22 protein-coding genes are annotated in these 21,057 nt (G+C 63.6%); 6 read left to right on the top strand and 16 right to left on the bottom strand.

Annotated elements, in window-relative coordinates; translation table 11 throughout:
* Nucleotides 1–346: 346 nt before the first annotated feature.
* From GVL04_RS04055 to dacB, 16 genes are all read right to left on the bottom strand, one after another.
* Nucleotides 347–1,834 (bottom strand): DHA2 family efflux MFS transporter permease subunit, encoded by a 1,488-nt coding sequence (locus GVL04_RS04055; RefSeq protein ID WP_159699972.1) that lies wholly within the window; start codon nt 1,832–1,834, stop codon nt 347–349.
* Between the two features lie 105 nt (nt 1,835–1,939).
* Nucleotides 1,940–2,842: a pantoate--beta-alanine ligase gene (gene panC, locus GVL04_RS04060; RefSeq protein WP_159699975.1), complete on the bottom strand. Its 903-nt coding sequence runs from the start codon at nt 2,840–2,842 to the stop codon at nt 1,940–1,942.
* A 5-nt stretch (nt 2,843–2,847) separates the two neighbouring features.
* Nucleotides 2,848–3,756, bottom strand: a complete 909-nt coding sequence (locus GVL04_RS04065) for a Rossmann-like and DUF2520 domain-containing protein (RefSeq protein ID WP_159699978.1) — start codon at nt 3,754–3,756, stop codon at nt 2,848–2,850.
* A complete protein-coding gene (locus GVL04_RS04070) occupies nt 3,749–5,350 on the bottom strand; it encodes a PH domain-containing protein (protein ID WP_159699981.1) in 1,602 nt (533 codons plus the stop codon). The genes GVL04_RS04065 and GVL04_RS04070 overlap by 8 nt, the downstream gene beginning before the upstream one ends.
* Nucleotides 5,347–5,859 (bottom strand): PH domain-containing protein, encoded by a 513-nt coding sequence (locus GVL04_RS04075; RefSeq protein WP_159699984.1) that lies wholly within the window; start codon nt 5,857–5,859, stop codon nt 5,347–5,349. Before GVL04_RS04075 ends, GVL04_RS04070 begins: the two co-directional genes overlap by 4 nt.
* Nucleotides 5,840–6,361 carry a DUF3180 domain-containing protein gene (locus tag GVL04_RS04080; RefSeq protein WP_159699987.1) on the bottom strand — a complete coding sequence of 174 codons (522 nt, stop codon included), beginning with the start codon at nt 6,359–6,361 and terminating at the stop codon, nt 5,840–5,842. The genes GVL04_RS04075 and GVL04_RS04080 overlap by 20 nt, the downstream gene beginning before the upstream one ends.
* Nucleotides 6,362–6,363: 2 nt before the next feature.
* Complete coding sequence (folK, locus tag GVL04_RS04085; protein WP_159699990.1) at nt 6,364–6,903, bottom strand: 2-amino-4-hydroxy-6-hydroxymethyldihydropteridine diphosphokinase; 540 nt, start codon at nt 6,901–6,903, stop codon at nt 6,364–6,366.
* Nucleotides 6,900–7,259, bottom strand: a complete 360-nt coding sequence (gene folB, locus GVL04_RS04090; protein ID WP_159699993.1) for a dihydroneopterin aldolase — start codon at nt 7,257–7,259, stop codon at nt 6,900–6,902. Before folB ends, folK begins: the two co-directional genes overlap by 4 nt.
* An 11-nt stretch (nt 7,260–7,270) precedes the next feature.
* A complete protein-coding gene (gene folP, locus GVL04_RS04095; protein ID WP_159699996.1) occupies nt 7,271–8,176 on the bottom strand; it encodes a dihydropteroate synthase in 906 nt (301 codons plus the stop codon).
* Between the two features lie 6 nt (nt 8,177–8,182).
* Nucleotides 8,183–8,818, bottom strand: a complete 636-nt coding sequence (gene folE, locus GVL04_RS04100) for a GTP cyclohydrolase I FolE (protein WP_026005412.1) — start codon at nt 8,816–8,818, stop codon at nt 8,183–8,185.
* Between the two features lie 10 nt (nt 8,819–8,828).
* Nucleotides 8,829–10,898 (bottom strand): ATP-dependent zinc metalloprotease FtsH, encoded by a 2,070-nt coding sequence (gene ftsH / locus GVL04_RS04105; protein WP_159699999.1) that lies wholly within the window; start codon nt 10,896–10,898, stop codon nt 8,829–8,831.
* A 196-nt stretch (nt 10,899–11,094) separates the two neighbouring features.
* Complete coding sequence (locus tag GVL04_RS04110; protein ID WP_159700002.1) at nt 11,095–11,907, bottom strand: hypothetical protein; 813 nt, start codon at nt 11,905–11,907, stop codon at nt 11,095–11,097.
* Nucleotides 11,908–12,039: 132 nt separating this feature from the next.
* Nucleotides 12,040–12,591 carry a hypoxanthine phosphoribosyltransferase gene (gene hpt, locus GVL04_RS04115; RefSeq protein ID WP_026540856.1) on the bottom strand — a complete coding sequence of 184 codons (552 nt, stop codon included), beginning with the start codon at nt 12,589–12,591 and terminating at the stop codon, nt 12,040–12,042.
* Between the two features lie 31 nt (nt 12,592–12,622).
* On the bottom strand, nt 12,623–13,693 hold the full coding sequence (tilS, locus tag GVL04_RS04120; RefSeq protein WP_159700602.1) for a tRNA lysidine(34) synthetase TilS: 1,071 nt from the start codon (nt 13,691–13,693) through the stop codon (nt 12,623–12,625).
* Nucleotides 13,694–13,785: 92 nt separating this feature from the next.
* Nucleotides 13,786–14,907, bottom strand: a complete 1,122-nt coding sequence (locus GVL04_RS04125) for a zinc-dependent metalloprotease (RefSeq protein ID WP_159700605.1) — start codon at nt 14,905–14,907, stop codon at nt 13,786–13,788.
* A 61-nt stretch (nt 14,908–14,968) separates the two neighbouring features.
* Nucleotides 14,969–16,417, bottom strand: a complete 1,449-nt coding sequence (gene dacB / locus GVL04_RS04130) for a D-alanyl-D-alanine carboxypeptidase/D-alanyl-D-alanine-endopeptidase (protein WP_159700005.1) — start codon at nt 16,415–16,417, stop codon at nt 14,969–14,971.
* 208 nt (nt 16,418–16,625) lie between these two features.
* On the opposite strand from dacB, the gene GVL04_RS04135 reads away from it, so the two are divergent.
* The 6 genes from GVL04_RS04135 (at nt 16,626) to GVL04_RS04160 (ending at nt 21,054) form a co-directional block, all read left to right on the top strand.
* Nucleotides 16,626–17,114 (top strand): inorganic diphosphatase, encoded by a 489-nt coding sequence (locus GVL04_RS04135; protein ID WP_024818962.1) that lies wholly within the window; start codon nt 16,626–16,628, stop codon nt 17,112–17,114.
* Between the two features lie 211 nt (nt 17,115–17,325).
* Entirely contained in the window at nt 17,326–18,306 is a 981-nt protein-coding gene (locus GVL04_RS04140) for a hypothetical protein (protein WP_159700008.1), read from the top strand.
* The gene (locus GVL04_RS04145) at nt 18,303–19,079 is read left to right on the top strand and encodes a hypothetical protein (RefSeq protein WP_159700011.1); all 777 of its coding nucleotides are present in this window, start codon (nt 18,303–18,305) and stop codon (nt 19,077–19,079) included. The genes GVL04_RS04140 and GVL04_RS04145 overlap by 4 nt, the downstream gene beginning before the upstream one ends.
* A gap of 46 nt (nt 19,080–19,125) precedes the next feature.
* Nucleotides 19,126–19,761, top strand: coding sequence for an RDD family protein (locus GVL04_RS04150; protein WP_159700014.1), 636 nt, complete (start codon nt 19,126–19,128; stop codon nt 19,759–19,761).
* Nucleotides 19,748–20,383, top strand: a complete 636-nt coding sequence (locus tag GVL04_RS04155) for a hypothetical protein (protein ID WP_159700017.1) — start codon at nt 19,748–19,750, stop codon at nt 20,381–20,383. Before GVL04_RS04150 ends, GVL04_RS04155 begins: the two co-directional genes overlap by 14 nt.
* A gap of 71 nt (nt 20,384–20,454) precedes the next feature.
* Nucleotides 20,455–21,054 (top strand): hypothetical protein, encoded by a 600-nt coding sequence (locus GVL04_RS04160; RefSeq protein WP_159700020.1) that lies wholly within the window; start codon nt 20,455–20,457, stop codon nt 21,052–21,054.
* Nucleotides 21,055–21,057: the final 3 nt, after the last annotated feature.

Genomic DNA, 21,057 nt, shown 5'->3' on the forward strand with positions numbered 1-21,057 from the left:
ACACCAAATCCACCCCAACACCACCCCAAAACCCCGCAAACACACGGAAAACACGCCCAAAAAGGCATCAACCACCCCAAAACGCGCCAAGTGAAGCCCATCACACCTGCGAACCCCGGCCAACGCCCCCAAATCCAAGCCCAACCCCAAACGCCAACCACCGCCGTCGAGCCCTCAACCGAACTATGCAGCCGACACTCAACCCTTAAAAGCAACAACGCTCCCCCAGCAAAGTGAGAGAGCGTTGTTCAAATCCAGCGGATAGGCGAGAGAGCGAGGCCCGAAAACGACGAAAAGATGAGAGAGCGTCGGCAGGAGGAGGCGGGGGCTCCACCCAAACAGAAGGTCAGTGACCCCCGTGGCCTCCGGCGCCTTCGGTCTTGCGCATCATGGCGCCAAGGACTACCGCAGCAACGGCAATGACAGTCGCGGCCAGAAATGCTGCCTGCATGCCGGCCACCAGGCCGGACGAAGCAGAGACTACTGCGTAGATGGACACGAGCAGCGCGGTGCCGGCTGCGCCTGAAACCTGCTGCGCGGTGCTGATGATCGCCGATCCATGGGAGTAGAGGTGCGGCGGCAGCGGGTTCAGGCCCGTTGTGAAGGCGGGGGTAAACAGCAGTGCCAGTCCGAGGCTCAGAGTGACGTGAAGTGCAATTACCCAGCCGAGCGCGCTGCCCTCGTCAAGCCGGGAGAACTGCCAGAGGGTCAGGACCATCAGCACCGAGCCGGACACGGTCAGCGGCAAGGGACCCACCTTGTCGAAGATCCTGCCGATAACCGGACCCAACAGACCCATGGCCAAGCCACCGGGCAGCAACGCCAATCCGGTCTCCAAAGGCTCCAGGTGCAATGTGTTCTGCAGGTACAGCGGCAGCAGGATCACGCCGCCGAACAAAGCCATCATGGCGACGACCATCAGCAGCGTGGAGACCGTGAACATTCGGAACTTGAAGGCGCGCAGGTCCAGCAGCGGGGAGTCGGACTTCTGGAGCTTGAGCTGCCGGAAGACAAACAGGGCCAGGCAAAGGACCCCAACAATCAGGGCGATGACCGGAACAACTCCGGCGTCGGCCCCACCGATCTGGCTCAGGCCGTAAACCAAGCCACCGAAGGCCGGCACGGTGAGGATCACGGATGCGACGTCAAGGGTGGTCTTCTCGCGCTCCCCCACGTTGGTCAGGTACTTCGCACCAATCGCGAAGGCCGCCAAGGCTACCGGGAGGACGAACACGAACATGAAGCGCCATGAGAAGTTGTCCAGGATGATGCCGGAAACGGTGGGTCCCATGGCAGGTGCAACGGAAATTGCAATGCTGACGTTGCCCATGACGGCACCGCGCTTGGACATCGGCACCAACGTGAGGATGGTGGTCATCAGCAGTGGCAGCATGATGGCCGTACCACCAGCTTGGACGATGCGTGCCAGCAGCAGCACCAGGAACCCTGGCGCCAGTGCGGCCAGCAACGTTCCTCCGCTGAAAAGTCCCATGGCAAGCATGAATGCCCCGCGCGTGCTCATCCTCTGCAGGATGAAACCGGTGGTGGGGATGACGACGGCCATGGTCAGCATGAATCCGGTGGCCAACCACTGAACAGTGGAAGCACTCACCTGAAGATCCGTCATGAGGCGCTGCAGGGCGACGTTCATGATGGTCTCGTTAAGGATCACCACGAACGTAGCCACCAGCAACGTGACAATGACAGTCACGGATTCGCGTGACATTTTCCCCGACACCGGCGCCTGCGAGTGCGCTGTCTCTACGGAGGTAACGGCACCGGAAGCGCCGGATTCGGGCTTGCCGTTGGCGTCGGACGTGACGTCGGTAGACATGAGGGTTCCCCAAGGTTTGGTTTTGGTGTCCGGCGATCGATGCCGGTGAAGACTAGAACAGTCTAAGCGCCTATCCAATTCCCGTCAGCAGGAAAATTCCAAACGTTAGGAGAACAACGGAACGTTGTCGATGAGGCGCACGGGACCCACCTTGGCTGCGATGATCGCCAGGCCTTCGCCGCGGAACGGCGTCTCCTTGCAGTTTTCTGCGAGAGGCTCCAGGGTGAGGGGATCCACGACGTCGAAATAGTCCAGTTCCACCAGCGGCTGGGATTCGACCAGCGCGACGGCGGAATCAAGGTCGAGCGGTTCGTTCGCGTTTGCACGGTCCTCAAGAAGGCGCAAAGCCCGCGACAGCACCAACGCGGCTTCGCGCTCCCCATCTGAAAGGAACCGGTTGCGGCTCGAGAGCGCCAAGCCGTCCTCACTGCGAACGATGGGCACGGGAACAATCTCCACGGGGAAGTTCAGGTCCGCGACCATCCGCTTCACCAAGGCCAACTGCTGCGCATCCTTCTGGCCAAAGTAGGCCCGGTAGGCCGCCGTCGTGCCGTCCGCTGCAGCACCTCCGGGGAGTCCGTAGTGCAGCAGCTTGGCCACTACGGTGAGGGCGCCGTCGAAGTGCCCAGGACGCGAGGCGCCTTCCCACTTCTCCCCCAGCGGGCCGGATGTCACCCGCACCAAGGGCTGGCCGCCGGGATATACCTCTTCCACGGACGGGGCGAAGACCAAGTCAACACCTTCGGCATCAAGCAAGGCCATGTCCGCGTCGAGTGTTCGCGGGTAGCGGTCGAGGTCCACGGCTTCGCCGAACTGCAGCGGGTTCACGAAGATGGTGGCCACAACGACGTCGTTCTCCGCCACAGCGGTGCGCGCCAACGCAGCGTGGCCCGAGTGCAAAGCACCCATCGTGGGCACCAGCCCCTGTGAGTTTCCGCCCTTGGCAGCGAGGAGTCGGGCACTCTCGGCGCGCAGTTCCGCCGTAGTGGTCACGAGTTTGATGGCCATGCTGTTCAGTTTCCTTCCGGCGCCTTGGGTTCGGCGCCCAAAGCCTCGTCAATCTCATTCAGTTGTTCCGGGCGCAGCAGTCCGCGGTTCACTGCCCGGCGGGCGGTAGCCTGCGCCATAGCCTGGTAGGCCGCGAGGACGTCGCCGCCTGCACCGCCGTCGTATTCCTTCAGCGCTTGCGCGTGCGCCGAAACGGTACCCACATCCCCGCGCGCAACGGGACCAGTCAGCGCCGCCTCGCCGGAGGCGAGGGCGTTTTCAAGCGTCGCGCGAAGCAGCGGACCGAGCATGGACTCCGGGGCTTCGACGCCGATCTCCCGCAGCATCTGCGACGCCTGCGCCACCAAGGTCACCATGTGGTTCGAGCTGTGCGCGAGGGACGCGTGATAAAGCGTGCGGTCGGCTTCGGCAATAGCCACCGGTTCGGCACCCATCTCCACAACCAACGCTTGGGCGATCGGCAGCATGGCCGCATCCGCGGTGACACCGAAGGTGCAGTCCATGAGCCGGGTCAGGTCCAGGCTCATGCCGGTGAAAGTCATGGCCGGGTGCAGTGCCAGCGGGATCGCCCCGGCCGCGCGGACCGGATTGAGGATTCCGACGCCGAACCGTCCTGACGTATGCGCCACCAATTGGCCGGGCTGCCAGGCGCCCAGCTTGGCCAGTCCCGCCACGAGCTCGCCAAGAGCGTCGTCAGGAACTGCCAAGAGCACCAGTTCCGACCGCTCCACGATGTCCTGGATTTCAAGGATGGGAACACCAGGCAGCAGGGTCTCGGCCCGCTCGCGGCTCGCCTCGGACACGGCAGAAACCCCGACGACGGCGTGCTCGGCCGCGCGCAATGCGGCACCCAGCACGGCACCCACCTTGCCGGCGCCGATGATCCCGACTCCGAGTCGTCCTGGCCTAGCCATCGTGGCGGTCCTCCTGTTGCGGTGAAGTTTGGGGTTGTTCCGGCCGTTCCAGCGGGGCCGGTTCTTCCGGCAGGGACCCGTCTTTGGGCCTGGCCGCGGCCGCGACTTCCGGCGCCTGCGGGGCTACCTGTGCCAGCCATTGCTCGCTGGTCTGCCGCTTCCTTGCCTCCCGGGCACGGGCTGCCTGCTGGTCGAAGAGCTCCACTGCCTGCTCCACTCCCGCCTGGAACACCCGGGGCGAAACCGGTCCGGCCGTGGTGTGAAGGACCAGATCAGCCACGCCGAAACGCCGGGCCAACGGGCCCTGATGGAGTGCCATTGATTGCGTCCGCTGGTGTGGAACGAGGACCAGGGTATGCCACCACCGACCGGATCGGATCAGCAAAGCAGTGCGGGTGGCGAAGAATCCGTTGCGCCGCCGGCCAAGCGGCGCCAGAAGGCGTGCCCGGCGCGGGGTGGTGATGAAACCATCGTTCGGGGCGGATTCAGGCCCGGCCGGCGCCAACCCGTCCAGCCCCGCCGTGAATACCCGTTCCGGATCCTCAATTCCCGGATCGGGCAGCACCAATGACATCATCCGCATGACATCAGACTTCAATCCAACAGGGAGAAGCATGGTGCGGGCAGCACCCTCAGAGCTGGCAGAAACCCCGTAGCCTGCGACGTTGACGTGCATCCGGTACCAGCCGAAGATCCTCCAAATGGGCGGCTGGGTGACCATGAGCGCCTGGATACGTCCCGGCGGCACCGTCTGGGCCTGGGTATCCAGGAGGCCATAGCGAAGGCGGATGCCATCCGGAGAGATTGCAGCGGTGAAGTTGTAGCCCTTGTTGAACGAACTCCAATAAGCGGCACCTATACCCAGGATGCCGGGAATCAGGGCCAGGAAGATGGCATTGTTTTCGAAGATGACCGAGGTGGCGATGACTACTGCAGCACCGATCAGAATTCCGATGGTTTGCTCGCTCAGCAGCAGCGAACCGATGAGCCGCGCCGGAGGCACGGACAGCACCACATGCTCGGGAGCCTCGGGAATTTCTTCCGTCGTCCCGGACTCGATGACCACGCCGGCAGCCCGCGCCAGGATGGTGGCCCGCAACTGCTTGGCTTGGTCGAGCGGGAGGTAAGCCAACCGCACTGCCGACTCGCCGGCGTCGGCCACTTCAAACTTGAGTTCAGCAAGCCCGAAAATCCGGGCCAAAAGCGGCTGCACAATGTCGATGGCCTGAACGCGGTCCAAGCGTGCCTGCCGTTGCTGCTTGAACAGGAAGCCGGTGTTGACCCGGACATACCCCCCAGCAACCTGGTAGCGAGTGAAGTACCAGCTGAGGATGAACCCGCCAACCGTCAGCAGCAGCACCACGGCGCCGCCGGCCAAAAGCCACGGCACCCGGCCGTTAAGGTTGGGGTCCAGGAAATCCCTGCCCTGCAGCATCCGCTCGAAGGCGTCGCGGCCAAAGAAGAATCCGACGGCGGCAAGCGCCACCCAGCCGCGAACGAACGGTGACGCTGGATGGACACGCTTCCAGTCGTTTTCGACCGTTGCTTCGGGTTTGTCCGGGAGGCTCACGGCCGCACTGTCCGCCGGGCTCACAGCCCGGCCAGCCTGGCTTCTCCACGGGCCGAAAGCTGTTCGCGCAACCGTGCGCCTTCCTCGGCGGGGAGTCCAGGCAGGTGCGCGTTGGTTCCGGCGGACGCCGTGTGCAGCTTCAAGGTGCAAAGTCCCAGTCCACGCTCAACGGGCCCAACAGCAACGTCCACGTACTGCATGCGGCCGTACGGAACCACCATGGTGCGCTGGAAGAAGATGCCGCGGCGGATGAGGAGGTCGTCGTTGCGTTCCGCGTATCCGATGGCGCGTACCTGCCGCGGGATCAGCACCAGCCGCCACAACGCCAGCACCAGCATCACGGCGGGAACTGTGATGGCAAGCCACAACGGCGGCCAACGCCACCAGCCCAGAAGCACGAAAATGAGCGGCAAACTGAGAACCGCCAGCATCAAGACGTTGCCGATTGCCCACTCCACCAAGCGAACCGTGACGTACTTCGGGGAAACCCGCAGCCACTGAACGCCGGGAGGATCAATCGCCTCGGTACGCATATTCGCCTTCACCTTTAGTTTCGCCACGGCGGGTTTCCGGTCCGGCGGTGCCACCTTCAAGATCTTCGGGAGGGATCCGGCAGAAGCGTTCCACCACGAGCCCGACGACCACCATCACCACGCCACCGCCGCCCATCAGCACGGCATTCCACAGGATTCCTTCGCCACCGCGCAAACCCCCGATCCGGAGAAGATCCACCGCGATCCCCGCATGCCAGCCGAGGAGCAGCGTCCCCGCATAGGCGCAGGCCTGGGCCAGGATCAGTGTCCTGGCTGCCAGAATCGGGTTGAGCATGTTCTTCTTCTTGCCGTTGCGCCAGCGCAGGACACGGACGCCCATAATGAGCGTCAGCCCGACGATGACGCCCATGGTCACCAGTGCAGACACCGGCAGAACAGGCGTGGGCATGCTGAAGCGGTTGGTGGTGGCAGTGGCCAACCACCCGATGACGGCAGCGATGACTGCGATGAGCACCAGAACCACGGGGCGCATTGCTTTCATGGCTACTCCACCGCTCCCGTCGCGGGCACTCCGGCGACGTCGCCATAGCCATCGAAACGCCGGATGTCCGGCATATCAGCGGCGACGGCAGCCAGATCGGCAACGCTCTGCCCGTTCAACTGCGCGTGGGGTTCCAGCAGGGACCACGGGTAAAGCACAAAAGCGCGCTCAGCAGCCCGGGGGTGCGGAATAGTGAGGATGGGGTCGTCACTGACGGTGTCGCCAAACACAATAATGTCAACGTCCAGCGTCCTCGGCCCCCAGCGCACCTCACGGGTGCGGTGGTGCTGCTGCTCAACCTCGTGGCAGTGCTTCAAGAGCTCCAACGGCGACAACGTGGTTTCGATGGCCATAATCATGTTCAGGAAGTCCGGCTGTCCTTCCGGACCGCCGACTGCCTTGGTCTGCACCACAGGAGAAACGCCCAGGAGCCGTACCTCGGGAGGGTCCACCAGGGCCGCCACAGCCGTGGAAAGGGTGTCGTTGCGTTCGCCCAGGTTGCTGCCAAGCGCCAGGATGGCCTTGGTATAGCCGGACGTCATGATCGCTCCCGATGGACGCTGACCGTGACGTCGCCGAAGGGCACCTCGATGGGAGCCTTGGGCTTATGGATGGTGACATCGACGGCGGCCACGCTGTAGTTTGCCAGGATGCCCTCAGCAATCCTGACAGCCAAGGCCTCGATCAGGTTCAGGGGCTCACCCTCGATGTGCTTGGTGATCAGTTCAGCAACTTCGCCGTAATGGGCTGTGTACTGCAGGTCATCAGTCTCGGCAGCCTTGGTGAAGTCAGTGTGCAGCACGGCGTCCACAACAAAAGGCTGGCCGTCACGGCGCTCGAAATCGAACACTCCGTGATAACCGACGGCGGTGACGCCGGTCAGCGTGATCCTGTCCACAGCGTTTCCTATCAGCGGGCGATACGGGCGGCGACCTTGACGGCGTCAAGGCTGGGGCCGACGTCGTGGACGCGGACAGCCCAGGCGCCCTTGGTGGCGCTCAGAGTGGTGATGGCTGCAGTAGCGGCATCGCGTTCCAAAGGCGCGGCCGACTTCCCGGACACAGTCAGGAGCGAGCCGAGGAACCGCTTGCGGGAAGCAGCCACCATCACCTTGTGGCCCAGCGTGAAAAGCCGGTCCAGGTTCTTGAGGATCTCCCAGTTCTGGTCCTCGTTCTTGGAGAACCCTACGCCGGGATCGATGATGATCTGCTCAGGGGCCACGCCCGCTGCGTAGAGCTTGTCGCGGACTCCACTGAGCTCAGCCACGACATCCTCGGTGACGTTGTTGTAGTCCGTGAGGCTGTCCATGGTCAGGGCGTCCCCGCGGCGGTGCGTGAGGATGTACGGAACCTTGGTGCGGGCTACGAGCTCGGGCATGTCCGGCTCGATGGTCAGGCCGGACACATCATTGATGATGGCGGCTCCGGCCTCTACCGCTGCGGCGGCAGTGGACGTGTGCATCGTGTCGATGCTGACCAGCGCACCGGCTTTGACCAATGCCTGGATCACCGGAATGACCCGGCGCTGTTCTTCCTCGGGGGAAACCGGTTCTGCGCCTGAGCGCGTGGATTCGCCTCCGACGTCGATGATGTCCGCGCCGGCGTAGAACATACGCAGGCCAAGAGCGATGGCTGTGTCCGGCGTCCGGTGGGTGCCGCCGTCGCTGAAGGAATCCGGGGTGACGTTGAGGATTCCCATGACCAGCGTGCGGTCCGTTGGCAGGTCCTCGAACCTGGCCGCGGGCCGCGGCTTGCGGAGAACCGGCAGCGGGCTTGTGGCCGGGCCGGTTCCGGGTGCTGCAGCGAGGGAGTCCATAAATGCTTACCTTCCGAGTATGAGGCTCATGGCCTCGGCGCGGGTGGCCGGGTCATGGAGTTGACCGCGCACCGCACTGGTGACGGTCTTCGCGCCGGGCTTGCGGATGCCACGCATGGACATACACATGTGTTCGCATTCGACGACGACAATCGCACCACGCGGGTTGAGGTGCTTCACGAGCGCCTCCACGATCTGGGTAGTGAGGCGTTCCTGCACCTGGGGCCGCCGCGCATAGATGTCCACCAACCTGGCCAGCTTGCTGAGCCCGGTCACCTTGCCGTCATGTGACGGAATATAACCGACATGCGCGACGCCGTGGAACGGAACCAAATGGTGTTCGCACGTTGAGTAGAAGGGGATGTCCTTCACAAGGACAAGCTCTTCATGATCGAGGTCAAACGTAGTGGACAGGACATCTGCCGGGTGCTGGTGGAGCCCGGCAAAAACTTCGGCGTAGGCCTTGGCCACGCGCTTGGGCGTGTCCAGGAGGCCGCCGCGGTCAGGGTCTTCACCAATGGCAAGAAGAATCTCGCGGACAGCCGCTTCAATTCGCGGGCGGTCTACTTTATGGCCGTGCTTGGAGCCCGCGGCGGAACCGTGGGCGGCGGCGAGGTCGTCGTCGTCGTCGAAATGAGTCACGGCAGATAGCTTAGCCGTGATGCGTGGAGTCGTTGCCGCCGTCGGGTCGCGGGGCCTGGAACGAATCCTGGCTGCTTACTCCTTGGGCATGCGGAGCAACGACGTCCAGCGGCTCGTCCAAGCGGGCCTTCTTGGCCTCCTCCTGGGCTTGGCGCTCAGCCTTTTCGGCGCGGCTTTCCACCGGCGGGATCGACTGGACCGGACGCGATTCCTTGGACAGCCAGATCTCGCGGAAATCGCGCTTCCGGATGTCGTGGAAGATTTCCGCGATCTCCTGCTGGTTCAGGGTTTCCCGTTCCAGCAGTTCCAGTGCCAGACGGTCCAAAACGTCCCGGTTCTCGGTGAGGATGGCGTACGCCTCATCGTGAGCCTGGTCAATCAGACGACGCACTTCCTCGTCCACGACGTACGCGATCTGGTCCGAAAAGTTGCGCTCCTGCGCGGCGTCGCGGCCGAGGAACGGCTCGCCGCCACCCTGGCCCAGCTTCACAGCGCCGACGCGTTCGCTCATGCCGTACTGCGTGACCATCTTCCGGGCTGTGGAAGTGGCTTTTTCGATGTCGTTGGAGGCTCCCGTAGAGGGATCGTGGAACACGATTTCCTCCGCAACGCGCCCGCCCATGGCGTAGGCCATCTGGTCCAGCAGTTCGTTGCGGGTGATCGAGTACTTGTCATCCTCAGGGATCACCATGGTGTAGCCGAGAGCACGCCCGCGGGGAAGGATGGTGATCTTGGTGACCGGGGCGGAGTTACGCAGTGCGGCAGCAACGAGTGCGTGGCCGCCTTCGTGGTACGCGGTGATCTTGCGCTCAAGTTCCTTCATGACGCGGCTGCGCTTCTGCGGGCCGGCCATGACGCGGTCGATTGCCTCGTCCAGCGCGCGGTCGTCAATAAGGTTGGCGTTGGAACGCGCGGTCAGCAGTGCGGCCTCATTCAGGACGTTGGCCAGGTCAGCACCGGTGTAGCCGGGGGTCTTCTTGGCTACGGCCTTGAGGTCGATGCCCTGAGCCATGGGCTTGCCCTTGGCGTGGACGTTGAGGATTTGTTCGCGGCCGATCATGTCCGGGGCTTCCACGGTGATCTGGCGGTCGAAACGTCCCGGGCGCAGCAATGCGGGATCCAGGACGTCCGGGCGGTTGGTTGCGGCGATGAGGATGACGTTGGTCTTGACGTCGAAGCCATCCATCTCCACGAGGAGCTGGTTCAAAGTCTGCTCGCGCTCATCGTTACCGCCGCCGATACCGGCGCCACGGTGACGGCCCACGGCGTCGATTTCGTCCACGAAGATGATGGCCGGGGAACTTGCCTTGGCCTGTTCGAAAAGGTCGCGGACACGGGAAGCACCAACACCGACGAACATTTCAACGAAGTCCGAGCCGGAAATGGAGAAGAAGGGAACTCCGGCTTCGCCGGCAACGGCACGGGCAAGCAGCGTCTTACCGGTACCTGGAGGGCCATAAAGGAGCACGCCCTTGGGGATCTTGGCGCCCACGGCTTGGAACTTTGCGGGTTCCTGGAGGAATTCCTTGATTTCCTGGAGTTCCTCTACAGCTTCGTCCGCACCTGCGACATCAGAGAAGGTCACCTGCGGCATGTCCTTATTGACCAGCTTGGCCTTGGACTTGCCGAACTGCATCACCTTGGAACCGCCGCCCTGCATGCGGGAAAGCAGGAACCAGAACAGGACACCGAGCAGCAGCACTGGGATGAGAAGCGAGAACAGGCCGGAGAACCAGTTGTTCTCGACCGGCTGGTCAGTGAAGCCCTTGTCCGGGTTGGAGTTGGTGACAGCTTTCACCACATCCGGACCGCGGTCCGTGACGTAGAAGAACTGAACGTTCTTGCCTTTGTCCTGGCCGTCCAGGTTCAGGTTGTCCTTGAGCACCAAGTCAACGCGATTCTCGGCGTCGAAAATCTTGGCCTGCTCAACCTTCCCGCTTTGGGAAAGGAGTTCGAGGCCATCTTTGGTGTCAATGCGCGTGGAACCGCCCGGAGCCAGTGTTGCGAATGCCACCAGGAGCAAGCCAACGACGACAACAATCCAGATGCCCGGGCCCTTGAAGAAACTCTTAGCTTTCATCTGATCGGGGTTTTGCCCCGTCCCTCCTGGTAGTGCTGCAAGGCGCAACTTCTGCGCGCGAGTGGTGCTGCTTCAGTTTCAAGCTATACACCGTTCCCAGTAATTCACGCACCGGAAAGTCCAAAAGTTCCCTCTGGGCGTACACAGGATACTCGCGTCGGGAGCGCTGGAACAGGGTTTTTGCTGTTGCGATGCGTCAGGCCGCCACTGGGAGCACCAGGAGATAGCCCGTAGGCAGGTCGGTGCTCCAGCGCCGCGGCTCACGGACCACGAACTGTGTAGCCAACTGCTCCGGGGTGAGGAGGCTGTTGGGCGCCGGGGATGGACCCCATTGTCCGCTGCCGTAGGGGTAGAGCGGATCAAGAACGTGGACTCCGGTGACTTGGAATTCGGGGAACAGGGCGGGATCACCCATCGACTCAAAGCCGCTCATGACCCAGGCATGGCGGCCACTCCACATGACCAGCCCCACCGGCCGGCCGGTCTCGGCCAGAGCGCGCGCCGCAGTCTGCAGCGTGTCCTCGTAGCTGGCGATACTGACTACCGTGTAGGGGCCCATACCCACTTCGATCAACACCTGGGCCCAACCGCGGGGGTTTGCACCGTTGAAGGCGTTGGACGATCGCGCCCGGGCCATGTCCCACAGCTCGCCCTGTTGCGCCGACCCGGCCCAGGAAGCGCCTCCTGTGTCGTCGACGAGATTGTGTGCCATCTGGATGCTTGCTGCCACGCACCAGTCGAAGGTGTACTGCGGCACGAAGTCGCCCTCTTGATAAAGGTTGAGCGTATATGCCTCGGGCACAGGCGGTGGCGCCGGTGCTGGAGGCGGTGGCGCAGCCTCGGCGGTTTGCGAGGGAGCCAGCGACGGGGCCGCGGTTGGCAGGGTGGTAGAAACCGCGCTCGGTTGGCCGGTAGCAGTCTGGCTGGGATCGGCCACAGGTGTGCAGGCCGTGAGGAGGCTCGCCAAGACGGCGAAACCCGCCAGTAGACGGGCAGGGGCACCGGTCATGGTTCAGTCTAGCTCCGGGCCCTTCGGCAGGGCACCCCTTAAAACGCCAACGCCGCACCCGTTCCCGACACCGCACCAGGGGCTTACAGGTACGGACGGCGAAAAGTATGCGGCGTAGAAGCGGAAGGGCGCTTACTCGTAGACGTGCGGGGCCAGGGTGCCCACGAAGTCCAGGTTGCGGTACTTCTCGGCGTAGTCGAGGCCGTAGCCAACCACGAATTCGTTGGGGATGTCATAACCGACGTACTTGACGTCGATTTCCACCTTGGCAGCGGTCGGCTTGCGGAAAGCCGTGCAGATCTCGACGCTGGCCGTGCCGCGGGACTCGAGGTTGGACTTCAGCCAGGAAAGGGTCAGCCCGGAATCGATGATGTCCTCAACAATGAGCACATCTTTGCCCATGAGGTCGGTATCGAGGTCCTTGAGGATCCGGACAACGCCGGAGGACTGGGTGCCCGAGCCGTAGGACGAGACAGCCATCCAGTCCATGCTCACGTGGCTGTGCAGCGCACGGGCAAGGTCCGCCATGACCATGACGGCGCCCTTGAGGACGCCGACGACCAAGATATCGCGGCCCTCGTAGTCCTTGTCGATCTGCGCCGCGAGTTCCGCGATACGCGTTTGGATCTGCTCTTTGGTGTAAAGAACGTGCTTGAGATCTGCCTGGACGTCGTTTGAATCCACCAATGGCTCCTGTTTTGATGCTCGGGTGCGGCTACTGTTGGGACGGTTTCTGATGCCGGAATACTAGCTTCCCACAGCGCGCGGCTTCGCGGGGACCGGCGTCGGCAGGGTCACCCGCTGCACCGGTGGTCGAAGCACGTGTGGGAACAGCCCGTTCCTGCTCCAAATCGCTAAGGGACAAACGGTACACACTGACGTGACCGGGAAGCTCCACGGGTCCGGCCGAACCCTGGCGGCGGAGCAACGCTTCCGCGGCTTGGAGGCGCCCGTAGCCGGGTTGTTGACCCCCGACGTCGGCCGCTGCCTTCGCGATCACGCGAAACCTGAGCGCTGCAGGCAACTCACGGACGGCATCTTCCGGGAGCCAGGCATCGCCGTCTTCCCTCTGGACAAGTGAGAGATAGGTCTCGTTGGCCAGGTCCTCAAGGAAATCGGCGTCCTGTTGCAGGATTGCGGCGGTTCGGGCGAGCGACTCAGCCACACCCGGGCCGAGTTTATCTTCCAGGACGGGCATGACTTCCACTCGGGTCCGGGATCTCGCGAAGACAGGATCGGCGTTGCTGGGGTCGTGCCAAGGATCCAGCTCCTCCACCTCGCAGATTTCGAGGGTCTCGTCGCGGCGCAGGCCCAGGAAAGGGCGGAGCAGGCGTCCGCGGGCGGGCCTCATTCCAGCCAGGGACCGTGTTCCGGAGCCGCGGGCCAGGCCCAGGAGGACCTGTTCGGCCTGATCGTCCAAGGTGTGTCCCAGCAGGATCGCCTCACATTCGAGGTCATCTGCAGCGGACTCCAATGCGGAATGACGGGCGTCCCTTGCAGCGGCTTCGGGACCAAACCCTGTGGCCGCAACCTCCACGGCGCGCACTTCGACCGGCGACAGTCCGAGCTCACGCAAAACAGCGGCAGTCCCGGATGCTACCTCTGCGGAGCCGGGCTGCAGCTGGTGATCCACCACCACGCCGGCAACGGCTACTGGATGTCCATCAACGTGCCCGCGCCTGCCAAAGTAGGCGGCTATGGCTGCGAGCGCCAAGGAATCCGGCCCCCCACTGCAGGCTACAAGCACACGCTGTGGGTAGCCCGCGGAGGCCAGGGCGTTCTGCAACTGCTTCCGTGCCTTGCCTACGACGGGAGCCAAACGCCCGGGCCGGCGTCGACCCTTACCGGTGGACCCGACGGCGGAACCGGAGGGAACGCTCAAAGCCCCATCCGCTCAAGCCACAGCTTGGAGTTGTGGATCTCTTCTTCGGTGGGGAGGTATTCGGCGGCTTCCCAGACCTTGTTGAAGCCCTCCATGCCCGCTACGGCAACCACTTCGCGCACGAACTTGGCGCCATCGGTGTACTGGCGCATCTTGGCATCCAGGCCCAGGAGGTTGCGGATGAACTTCTCCACCACACCGCGGTCCTTGCCGCGCTCATTGAAGCGCTGGCGGATGGTCTTCACAGACGGAACGATGCTCGAATCCACGGCGTCCATCACCACGTTGGCATGCCCCTCAAGCAGGCTCATGACGGCCGTGATGTGGGAGAGGGACGCTTTCTCCTCGGGGTTCTGCAAGAGATCCAGGATGGCGCCGCGGCCCGGGGCTTTCTCGGAGGGGTTGCGGTCGCGCAGGGACTTGGCCACCGCGCCGGCGCGTTCCACCAAGGAATCCATATTGCCCAGGAGGTTGCCGCTGAGCTTCTCGATTTCGTCCAGCATGTGGTGCCTGAGCCAGGGCGCGGCCGCGAACTGCACCCGGTGCGTTTGCTCATGCAGGCAGACCCAGAGGCGGAAGTCGTCCGGGTGGACATTGAGCTCGCGTTCCACGGAAATGATGTTCGGGGCCACGAGCAGCAGCCTGCCGCCCGGTGGAACGTTGGAGTCAGGGGCCAGGGCAGCAAAGGGGTCGTACTGGCCAAGGACTTTGCTGGAAAGGAACGCGAGAACGGCACCGAGCTGGGTACCTGTGATGGCACCGCTGGCAGCAGCTGCCGCGGGGGTCATGGCCACGCCGCTGCGGCTTTCCAGCATTTTCTTCAGCGCGGGTTGGAGCATCACGGAGAAACTCTGCGTATTTGCCTTGGACCACGAGGCACGGTCCACCACCAGGACATGCGAATCCCTCAGGTCCCGGGCAGCATCCAGTCCGGTGATGTCGTGGACGTGCGGGACGGAGATATCTGCGTTGAAGCGCAGGTTCTCCACCGCCTTGCCGATCTCCCCGGCGCTAAGCTCCGGACCGGGAGGGGCAAGCCGGGCAGCCGTAGAGGCGGCCAAGTCCCAATTGATCAGGGACGGGGCCCCTGCTGACGAATCGCGGGCAGATGACACCATACGGTCCATCACACCACACCAGACTGGCAGTGGGCCCTTAAGTTCGCTCCACGCGGAGCACCTAGCCCCGGCATCCGCATGAGGCGAGCACCGACGCTGAACGGTCCATTGCCACCTTGTTTGCGGCGGCACCGGGTTCAAGGCCGTTGCCGATGAAGGAGAACACCAGCAGCCGTCCGTCGGCGTCCACAACGTAGCCACTCAATGCGATCACCGTATTGAGCGTCCCGGTCTTGGCACGGACCAGTCCGGCGCCCTCGGCGGTACTGGCGTCCATGTACCTGTCATCCAGGGTGCCGGTCAGCCCGGCTACCGGGAAGCCATCGAGGGCCGTCCGAAGCGCCAGGTCAGGACCGCTGGTGATGGCACGGACCACCTCGGCAAACTGGCGGGCGCTGACCTGGTTTTCCAAGGCCAGCCCGGAGACGTCAGCCAACTGCATCGAATCCGTGGTGATCCCCAACTCTCCCAGCTTCTGCCGCACGGCCGCAGTAGCGCCGTCGTACGTGGCTTTTTGACCGGAAGCCAGTGCGGTCATGCGCCCCAGCGCTTCGGCCAGGAAGTTGTCCGAGGACTCCAGCATGAGGTCCACTTGTTCGCTGACGGTGGCGGACTCAGCAGCTGCCAGCACCTTGGCGGGCGCGCCCTTGCCGCGTTCGACGCCGGGACTCACCGTTACGCCGGCCGCCGCCAACTGCTCGGCGAAGGCCTGCGCCGTAGTGACGCCGGAATCCTGCGGCCTCGGCCCCGTCAGGACGTCGGCGGAATAGCGCCCGGAGTTCAACGCAAGGGAGAACAAAGGAGTGGTCTCGCCGGCGGCGACGTCATCCAGGCTCCACGCCGGGTTGAGGGGCGCACCGGTGAAGAGTGAGTCGTCCACTTGGACGGTAACAGGGCCCTTGACCCCGGCGTCAGCCAAGGCGGCGGCGGTATCGGCGGCCAGGGAAGCCAATCCGGCGCGGCCCATGACTGCAGACGGATCGGACGCGGAAGCGCCCAGCAGGACATCCCCTCCCCCGGTCAGCACCACTGTGGAGGGATTGTCGCCTGCGAGTACCCGGGTGGTGAAGCGGGACTCCGGCCCGAGTGCCTTCAAAGCAGCGACCGCGGTCAGCAACTTCATGTTGGAGGCCGGAATCCGGTTGGCGTTGGCGTCGCGGTCAAAAAGGACCTGGCCGGTGGAAGCGTCCATCACGACACCGCTGATGCTGCCGCCGCCAGCCGGTTGCAGAGTGGCGTCAAGCAACCGGGCAACTTCAGCGGGTACCGGAACAGGGGCGTCGGCGTTCAAGGGAAGCACTCCGCTGGCGTCGGTCAGGCGGTCAGGCTCCTGCTGCCAGGCTGGGACCGAAGGTGAGGGCTTCGGCACGCTGAGCAGGCCCGGCACCATGCCAACCACCACCACTGCACCGAGGCACAGCAGGATCGTGGCCAACAGCACCGGCCATTTCAAGCGCCCCCACGCCGCGGATCCCCTCCAGCGGGCATCCCCGTTTTTAACGCCCTTCATGCAGTCGCTTGGTCCTGTCAGTCCTGAAATGTCCCCGCCGGTTCAAGAAACCCGGGCCTCTCGCTATATCCTCAATAGTAGTCGGCGGCACCGGCTGTCCTTTTGCCTGCCGCCAGCCCCGGGCTTAGCAGCCTGCCTGAGGCACCGTCATCCGTGACGGCCGCTTCGGCGGAGCGACGCCCCACCCACACCCGTCAAGGAGCATTCCATGAAGCACGACGTGACCATCGAGATCCCCAAGGGATCGCGCGTCAAGTACGAAGTTGACCACGAAACCGGCCGTGTCCGCCTGGACCGCGTCCTGTTCACCTCCATGCAGTACCCCACGCACTACGGTTTCTTCGAGAACACCCTGGGCGAAGACGGCGACCCGCTGGACGCACTGGTGCTCCTGCAGGACTTCGATCTGCACCCGGGCGTCATCGTTGAATCCCGCCCCATCGGCGTTTTCAACATGACCGATGACGGCGGCGGAGATGCAAAGGTCCTCTGCGTCCCGGTTGATGCACGTTTCGACCACATCCAGGAAGTCAGCGACGTCAGCGAATTCCTGATCAAGGAAATCGAGCACTTCTTCACTCGCTACAAGGACCTGGAACCGGGCAAGTGGGTCAAGGCTGAAGGCTGGGGCGACCGCGCCGCCGCCGAAGCAGAGCTGGAAGCTTCCATCAAGCGCTACGTTCCGGCAGCACACTAGGGCTTTGCCGTTCGCGTGGGCGCTTTGCGTCGCGCGTCCTGCGCCTGACGCTCGACGGCGGTTGGTGCGGTTCACTACGAACTGCACCGGCCGCCGTCGTACTTTAACGTCCTGATTTTGTGCACATGGGCATGTCTCCCCATCGCGGCGGCTTCCAGCTCCGCCTAGGCTGGGACGAGACTTTTCGACGCATGTACACAGGGGGTTCCACATGGCTGGGTTCTACGGCGCGGACATCGCGCAGCTTCGCAGTCTGGCCGGCGTGATGGGCAAGGCTGCCGACGCCATCAATCTGGAGAGCTCGCAACTGTCCAACGCCATTAATTCCACAACGGCGTGGCAAGGCCGGGACGCCACCGTGTTCAAGGGCGATTGGAATTCACAGCACCGGCAAAGCCTGGTGAAGGCCGCCAACATGCTGCGCGAAAACGCGAGTCAGCTGAAGAAGCACGCCAACCAGCAGGAGTTCGCCAGCCACAATGACGGCTCGGGGACTTCGGTGGGCGTCCTGAAGGATGTCTACGACACCGGAATGGGCGTCAAGGAACTGGGCGCCCAGCTATGGACCGCCTACAAGTACGGCAAGTTGGGCCACGCGGAATGGGTCAAAACCCGCGAAGTGCTGACCAACTGGCGCGCCGGGGGCACAGTGGTCCGCGATGCTCTGACTGCGCTCCGCAACGGCGAGAAGGTCACAGATGTCATCACTGACCTCAAGGCCAACATTCCTTACAGCCAGGCGTTCCAGGATGCCAGCAAGTTCTCCAAGGGACTGCGCATTGCCGGAGCCGTGGCCGCTCCTTTGAACATTGTTGGCGGCATCAGCGACATGATCAACCCCGAGCACGATGGCTGGCGCGGCACCGGCGACCGCGTTGCAGGTGGGCTGTCCGTTGTGGGTGGCGTGGGCAGCATCATGCTCATGACAGCCGGTGGAGCCGCGCTGCTTGGACCCATTGGCGCACCGATCGTGATCGGTGCCGGACTGGTTGCCGGGGCTTGGGCCTTGGGTAACCTTGTGGCCGATAACTGGGACTCCATCAGCAACTTCGCCCGCAATCCGGGCAGCTACATCGCGGACGGGGCCAAGGAAGTGGCAGGGTTCGCCAAGGACGTAGGCAGTAAGGTGGCAGACGGGGTCGGTAATGCCGCCAAGTCAGTAGGAAACTTTGTCGGAGGGATATTCGGATGACCACCAGCACTATGAAATGGACCCAGCGGGACATTGAGGCCGCGGCCAAGGTCCTGGCCTCAGCCGGCACAACGGGAGCCTCGCTGCCCACGCTGACGGACGAAGAAGTAGTGGCCTTGGACGGCGTCCAGCACGAACAGTTGGTGGCCCTGCCCTGGCTTTCGGCCCAGGATGCCAGCAAGGAACTGATGTGCGCCATCGCCTTGCGCGGACTACTCGCTAAAGAACTGGTGTATCCGGTGGTTTTCGAGGGTGAAACTGAACCGTCCAGACTGCACGCCACCGAAGAAATCACCGGTGCCCTCACCCTGCGTCGCAGCGGAAGCAGCGTTGTTTCCGTGGAACGCACCGTCTCCACCGGCAAGCGCTGGCTTTACGGCTACGTCCACGATGACGGTGTTCTGTTGGAGGAAGTGGATGAAGGCGGCCTGCACGGCTTCACCGTTGTGACCCGGGATCAGCTGGTTCCGCGCCTGGCCGACTTCGTAGATCCTGAGAAGGCTGCCGCCAAGGACACCGACCCTGCCGTGTACACAGAGGCCCAGTTCGAGGCACACGCCGCCACCGCGTTGGCCGATACCCAGGCAGCCAGCAACGTTGTGGCCTTCAATTCCGATACCGATGAATTTCCCACGGTCACCGTTTACACCGGCCCTTCCGGTGTTAACGTGCTGACCCCCAAAGTAGCTGGCGAATCCGTTTCGTTTGAGCTGCAGGAAACCTCCGCAGCTTCCCTGGCCCGGATTCTGGGCGGCCTGGCCGGGCTGGCCTGACCTCCCGATCCCAAGCCGCCCACCGCAGTCAAGCTGAAAGCCCCTCATGAGCACTTCTAAATCCACAACCTCCACCGGCTTGGTCGATCCGCTCACCGGACGCGCCGTTCGCCGCCATACGGACACCGGAGCGTACTTCGTCAAGGCGTCCGGAACCGCCCACTTCTGGGGCCGCGTATTGGACGCAGTGGTGTTCCTGGTGGGTTACGTGATCCTGGTTGCGATCGCCGCAGTGGTGCGTGAATCGATGATGACCAACGGATCTCTCCTGGGATACAACGACGGATTCTGGCTGACTCTCTACGTTGTCCTGTGGTTCGTGGGCCTCCTGGTGTACGGCATGATCTGGGGCACCGCCGGCAGCGTTGGAGACGCGGCCGCGGGCATGCGCTCCGTACGGATAAAGGACGGCACGACGGCGGGAGCCTGGCTGGGCGGGTGGCGCGCCATCTGCTGGTCCTTCTTCCCGTTCTTCGTGGTGATGGTCATCGCTTCGGCGCTCAGCGGCGGGGGCGACGACACCTGGGACCCGAAGTTCGCTGCCATTGATCGTCGCTCAGGCATTGCCCGCGGCCAGCAGCCGGTTCCCGACCCCAAGGTTGTGGCAGCTGAACACGCCGCGGCCGAGGAGCGTCAGAACCTGCCCAACCTCTATGGCCGGCGTCCGGATGCGCGGCCGTAATTGGCTGGTTCGGCGCGTTGAGCGCGAATTGGGGCCGGAGCTGGGTCAGCTCCGCTACATAGCATCTTCCCGGCGCATCTCCTGGAACGTCCTGGTCCCCTGCTTGCTGGTCGGTTTCGTCTTCGGGACTATCGCTGAGTTCGTCAGCCCCATCCGTTCCACCAGGGAAGCCGGGCACTTCAACGATCCCGCTTTCTTTGTGGTCACCAGCATGCTCACGGGCTTGGTGCTGTGGTCCATGACCTTTCTGGGCAGCTTCCGGAAGCTCTTGGTCCTCGACGGCGGGATCGTGGCCAAGTACTCGCAGAAACACACCCGCCTGGTGATCCCCTGGGCCGAGATTGTCCCCGGGACCATCAAAGCCGTGACTACTGCCGACGGAACCGATCCCGAGCGCCGGCTGGTGGCACGTCGAAAGGTTTCTTTGGGTGCCGGAGGCAGGAGTGCCGTGGTTTTCCAAGCCCGCGACACGTTCTGGATATTCGCTTCGAACCAGGATCCCGGCCCTTTGGTCACAGCCATGCATGGAGCAATGAACGACGCCGGAACACCAGGCGCCGCACGGGCAGCGGCAGGTGCGCTGCCCGCCGTCGTACTGACCGGGCGAATGACGCTCGACTGAACAGCTTTATCCAACATAGGGCAAATTTGGCCCTTGCAGACCGTCTACCAGCCGGTAGCATGTGATCCACTATGTTCACTCTCACCATCAACCAACGCGACAGTCGCCGCGACGGCGATCTTGTGCCGCAGCTGCTCAAGGACCTGCGGCACATTCCTGCCCGGCTCGACTTTGACCGCTCCGTTGAGGATGAGGTGCAGGGAATCGTGGAGTCCGGCCACCAGGCCGTGGAGACTGCGTTGATCGCCCTCCGGTCCAGCCAGTGGTACGTGGGCATCGGCGTGGGACCCATCAATGAGCCGCTGCCCAACCTGGTCAAGGATGCCTCGGGCCACGGCTTGGTGTATGCGCGAAGGGCTGTTGACCGGTTGCGGAACGGAAAAGAGCGTATCCCCGTAGCAGTGGACGGACCCCTCACGGCTTTGGCGTCCGAAGCAGAGGCTGTGCTGCGCCTCCTAGGGCACATCGTGCAGCACCGCAGCGCGGCGGAATGGCGCGTACTCGACCTGCTCACACCCGGTGTCCGGGGCCAGCAAAAGACGGTGGCGCAGGAGCTCGGCATCACCACCCAAGCCGTCAGCAAGGCGTTGGCACGTGCGCAGTGGGCGGAGGAACACGCCGCCCGTCCGGCCGCAGCGCGTCTCCTGCAGTTGATCCTCGAAGTGCGCTGAATC

The organism is Arthrobacter sp. 18067 (assembly GCF_902706295.1).
Taxonomy (GTDB): domain Bacteria; phylum Actinomycetota; class Actinomycetes; order Actinomycetales; family Micrococcaceae; genus Arthrobacter.

Coding starts and splice junctions, on each gene's coding strand:
- GVL04_RS04055 (WP_159699972.1), bottom strand. CDS start 1,834: ATGTCTACCGACGTCACGTCCGACGCCAACGGCAAGCCCGAATCCGGC.
- panC (WP_159699975.1), bottom strand. CDS start 2,842: ATGGCCATCAAACTCGTGACCACTACGGCGGAACTGCGCGCCGAGAGT.
- GVL04_RS04065 (WP_159699978.1), bottom strand. CDS start 3,756: ATGGCTAGGCCAGGACGACTCGGAGTCGGGATCATCGGCGCCGGCAAG.
- GVL04_RS04075 (WP_159699984.1), bottom strand. CDS start 5,859: ATGCGTACCGAGGCGATTGATCCTCCCGGCGTTCAGTGGCTGCGGGTT.
- GVL04_RS04080 (WP_159699987.1), bottom strand. CDS start 6,361: ATGAAAGCAATGCGCCCCGTGGTTCTGGTGCTCATCGCAGTCATCGCT.
- folK (WP_159699990.1), bottom strand. CDS start 6,903: ATGACGTCCGGCTATACCAAGGCCATCCTGGCGCTTGGCAGCAACCTG.
- folP (WP_159699996.1), bottom strand. CDS start 8,176: ATGGACTCCCTCGCTGCAGCACCCGGAACCGGCCCGGCCACAAGCCCG.
- ftsH (WP_159699999.1), bottom strand. CDS start 10,898: ATGAAAGCTAAGAGTTTCTTCAAGGGCCCGGGCATCTGGATTGTTGTC.
- GVL04_RS04110 (WP_159700002.1), bottom strand. CDS start 11,907: ATGACCGGTGCCCCTGCCCGTCTACTGGCGGGTTTCGCCGTCTTGGCG.
- GVL04_RS04125 (WP_159700605.1), bottom strand. CDS start 14,907: ATGGTGTCATCTGCCCGCGATTCGTCAGCAGGGGCCCCGTCCCTGATC.
- dacB (WP_159700005.1), bottom strand. CDS start 16,417: ATGAAGGGCGTTAAAAACGGGGATGCCCGCTGGAGGGGATCCGCGGCG.
- GVL04_RS04135 (WP_024818962.1), top strand. CDS start 16,626: ATGAAGCACGACGTGACCATCGAGATCCCCAAGGGATCGCGCGTCAAG.
- GVL04_RS04140 (WP_159700008.1), top strand. CDS start 17,326: ATGGCTGGGTTCTACGGCGCGGACATCGCGCAGCTTCGCAGTCTGGCC.
- GVL04_RS04145 (WP_159700011.1), top strand. CDS start 18,303: ATGACCACCAGCACTATGAAATGGACCCAGCGGGACATTGAGGCCGCG.
- GVL04_RS04150 (WP_159700014.1), top strand. CDS start 19,126: ATGAGCACTTCTAAATCCACAACCTCCACCGGCTTGGTCGATCCGCTC.
- GVL04_RS04155 (WP_159700017.1), top strand. CDS start 19,748: ATGCGCGGCCGTAATTGGCTGGTTCGGCGCGTTGAGCGCGAATTGGGG.
- GVL04_RS04160 (WP_159700020.1), top strand. CDS start 20,455: ATGTTCACTCTCACCATCAACCAACGCGACAGTCGCCGCGACGGCGAT.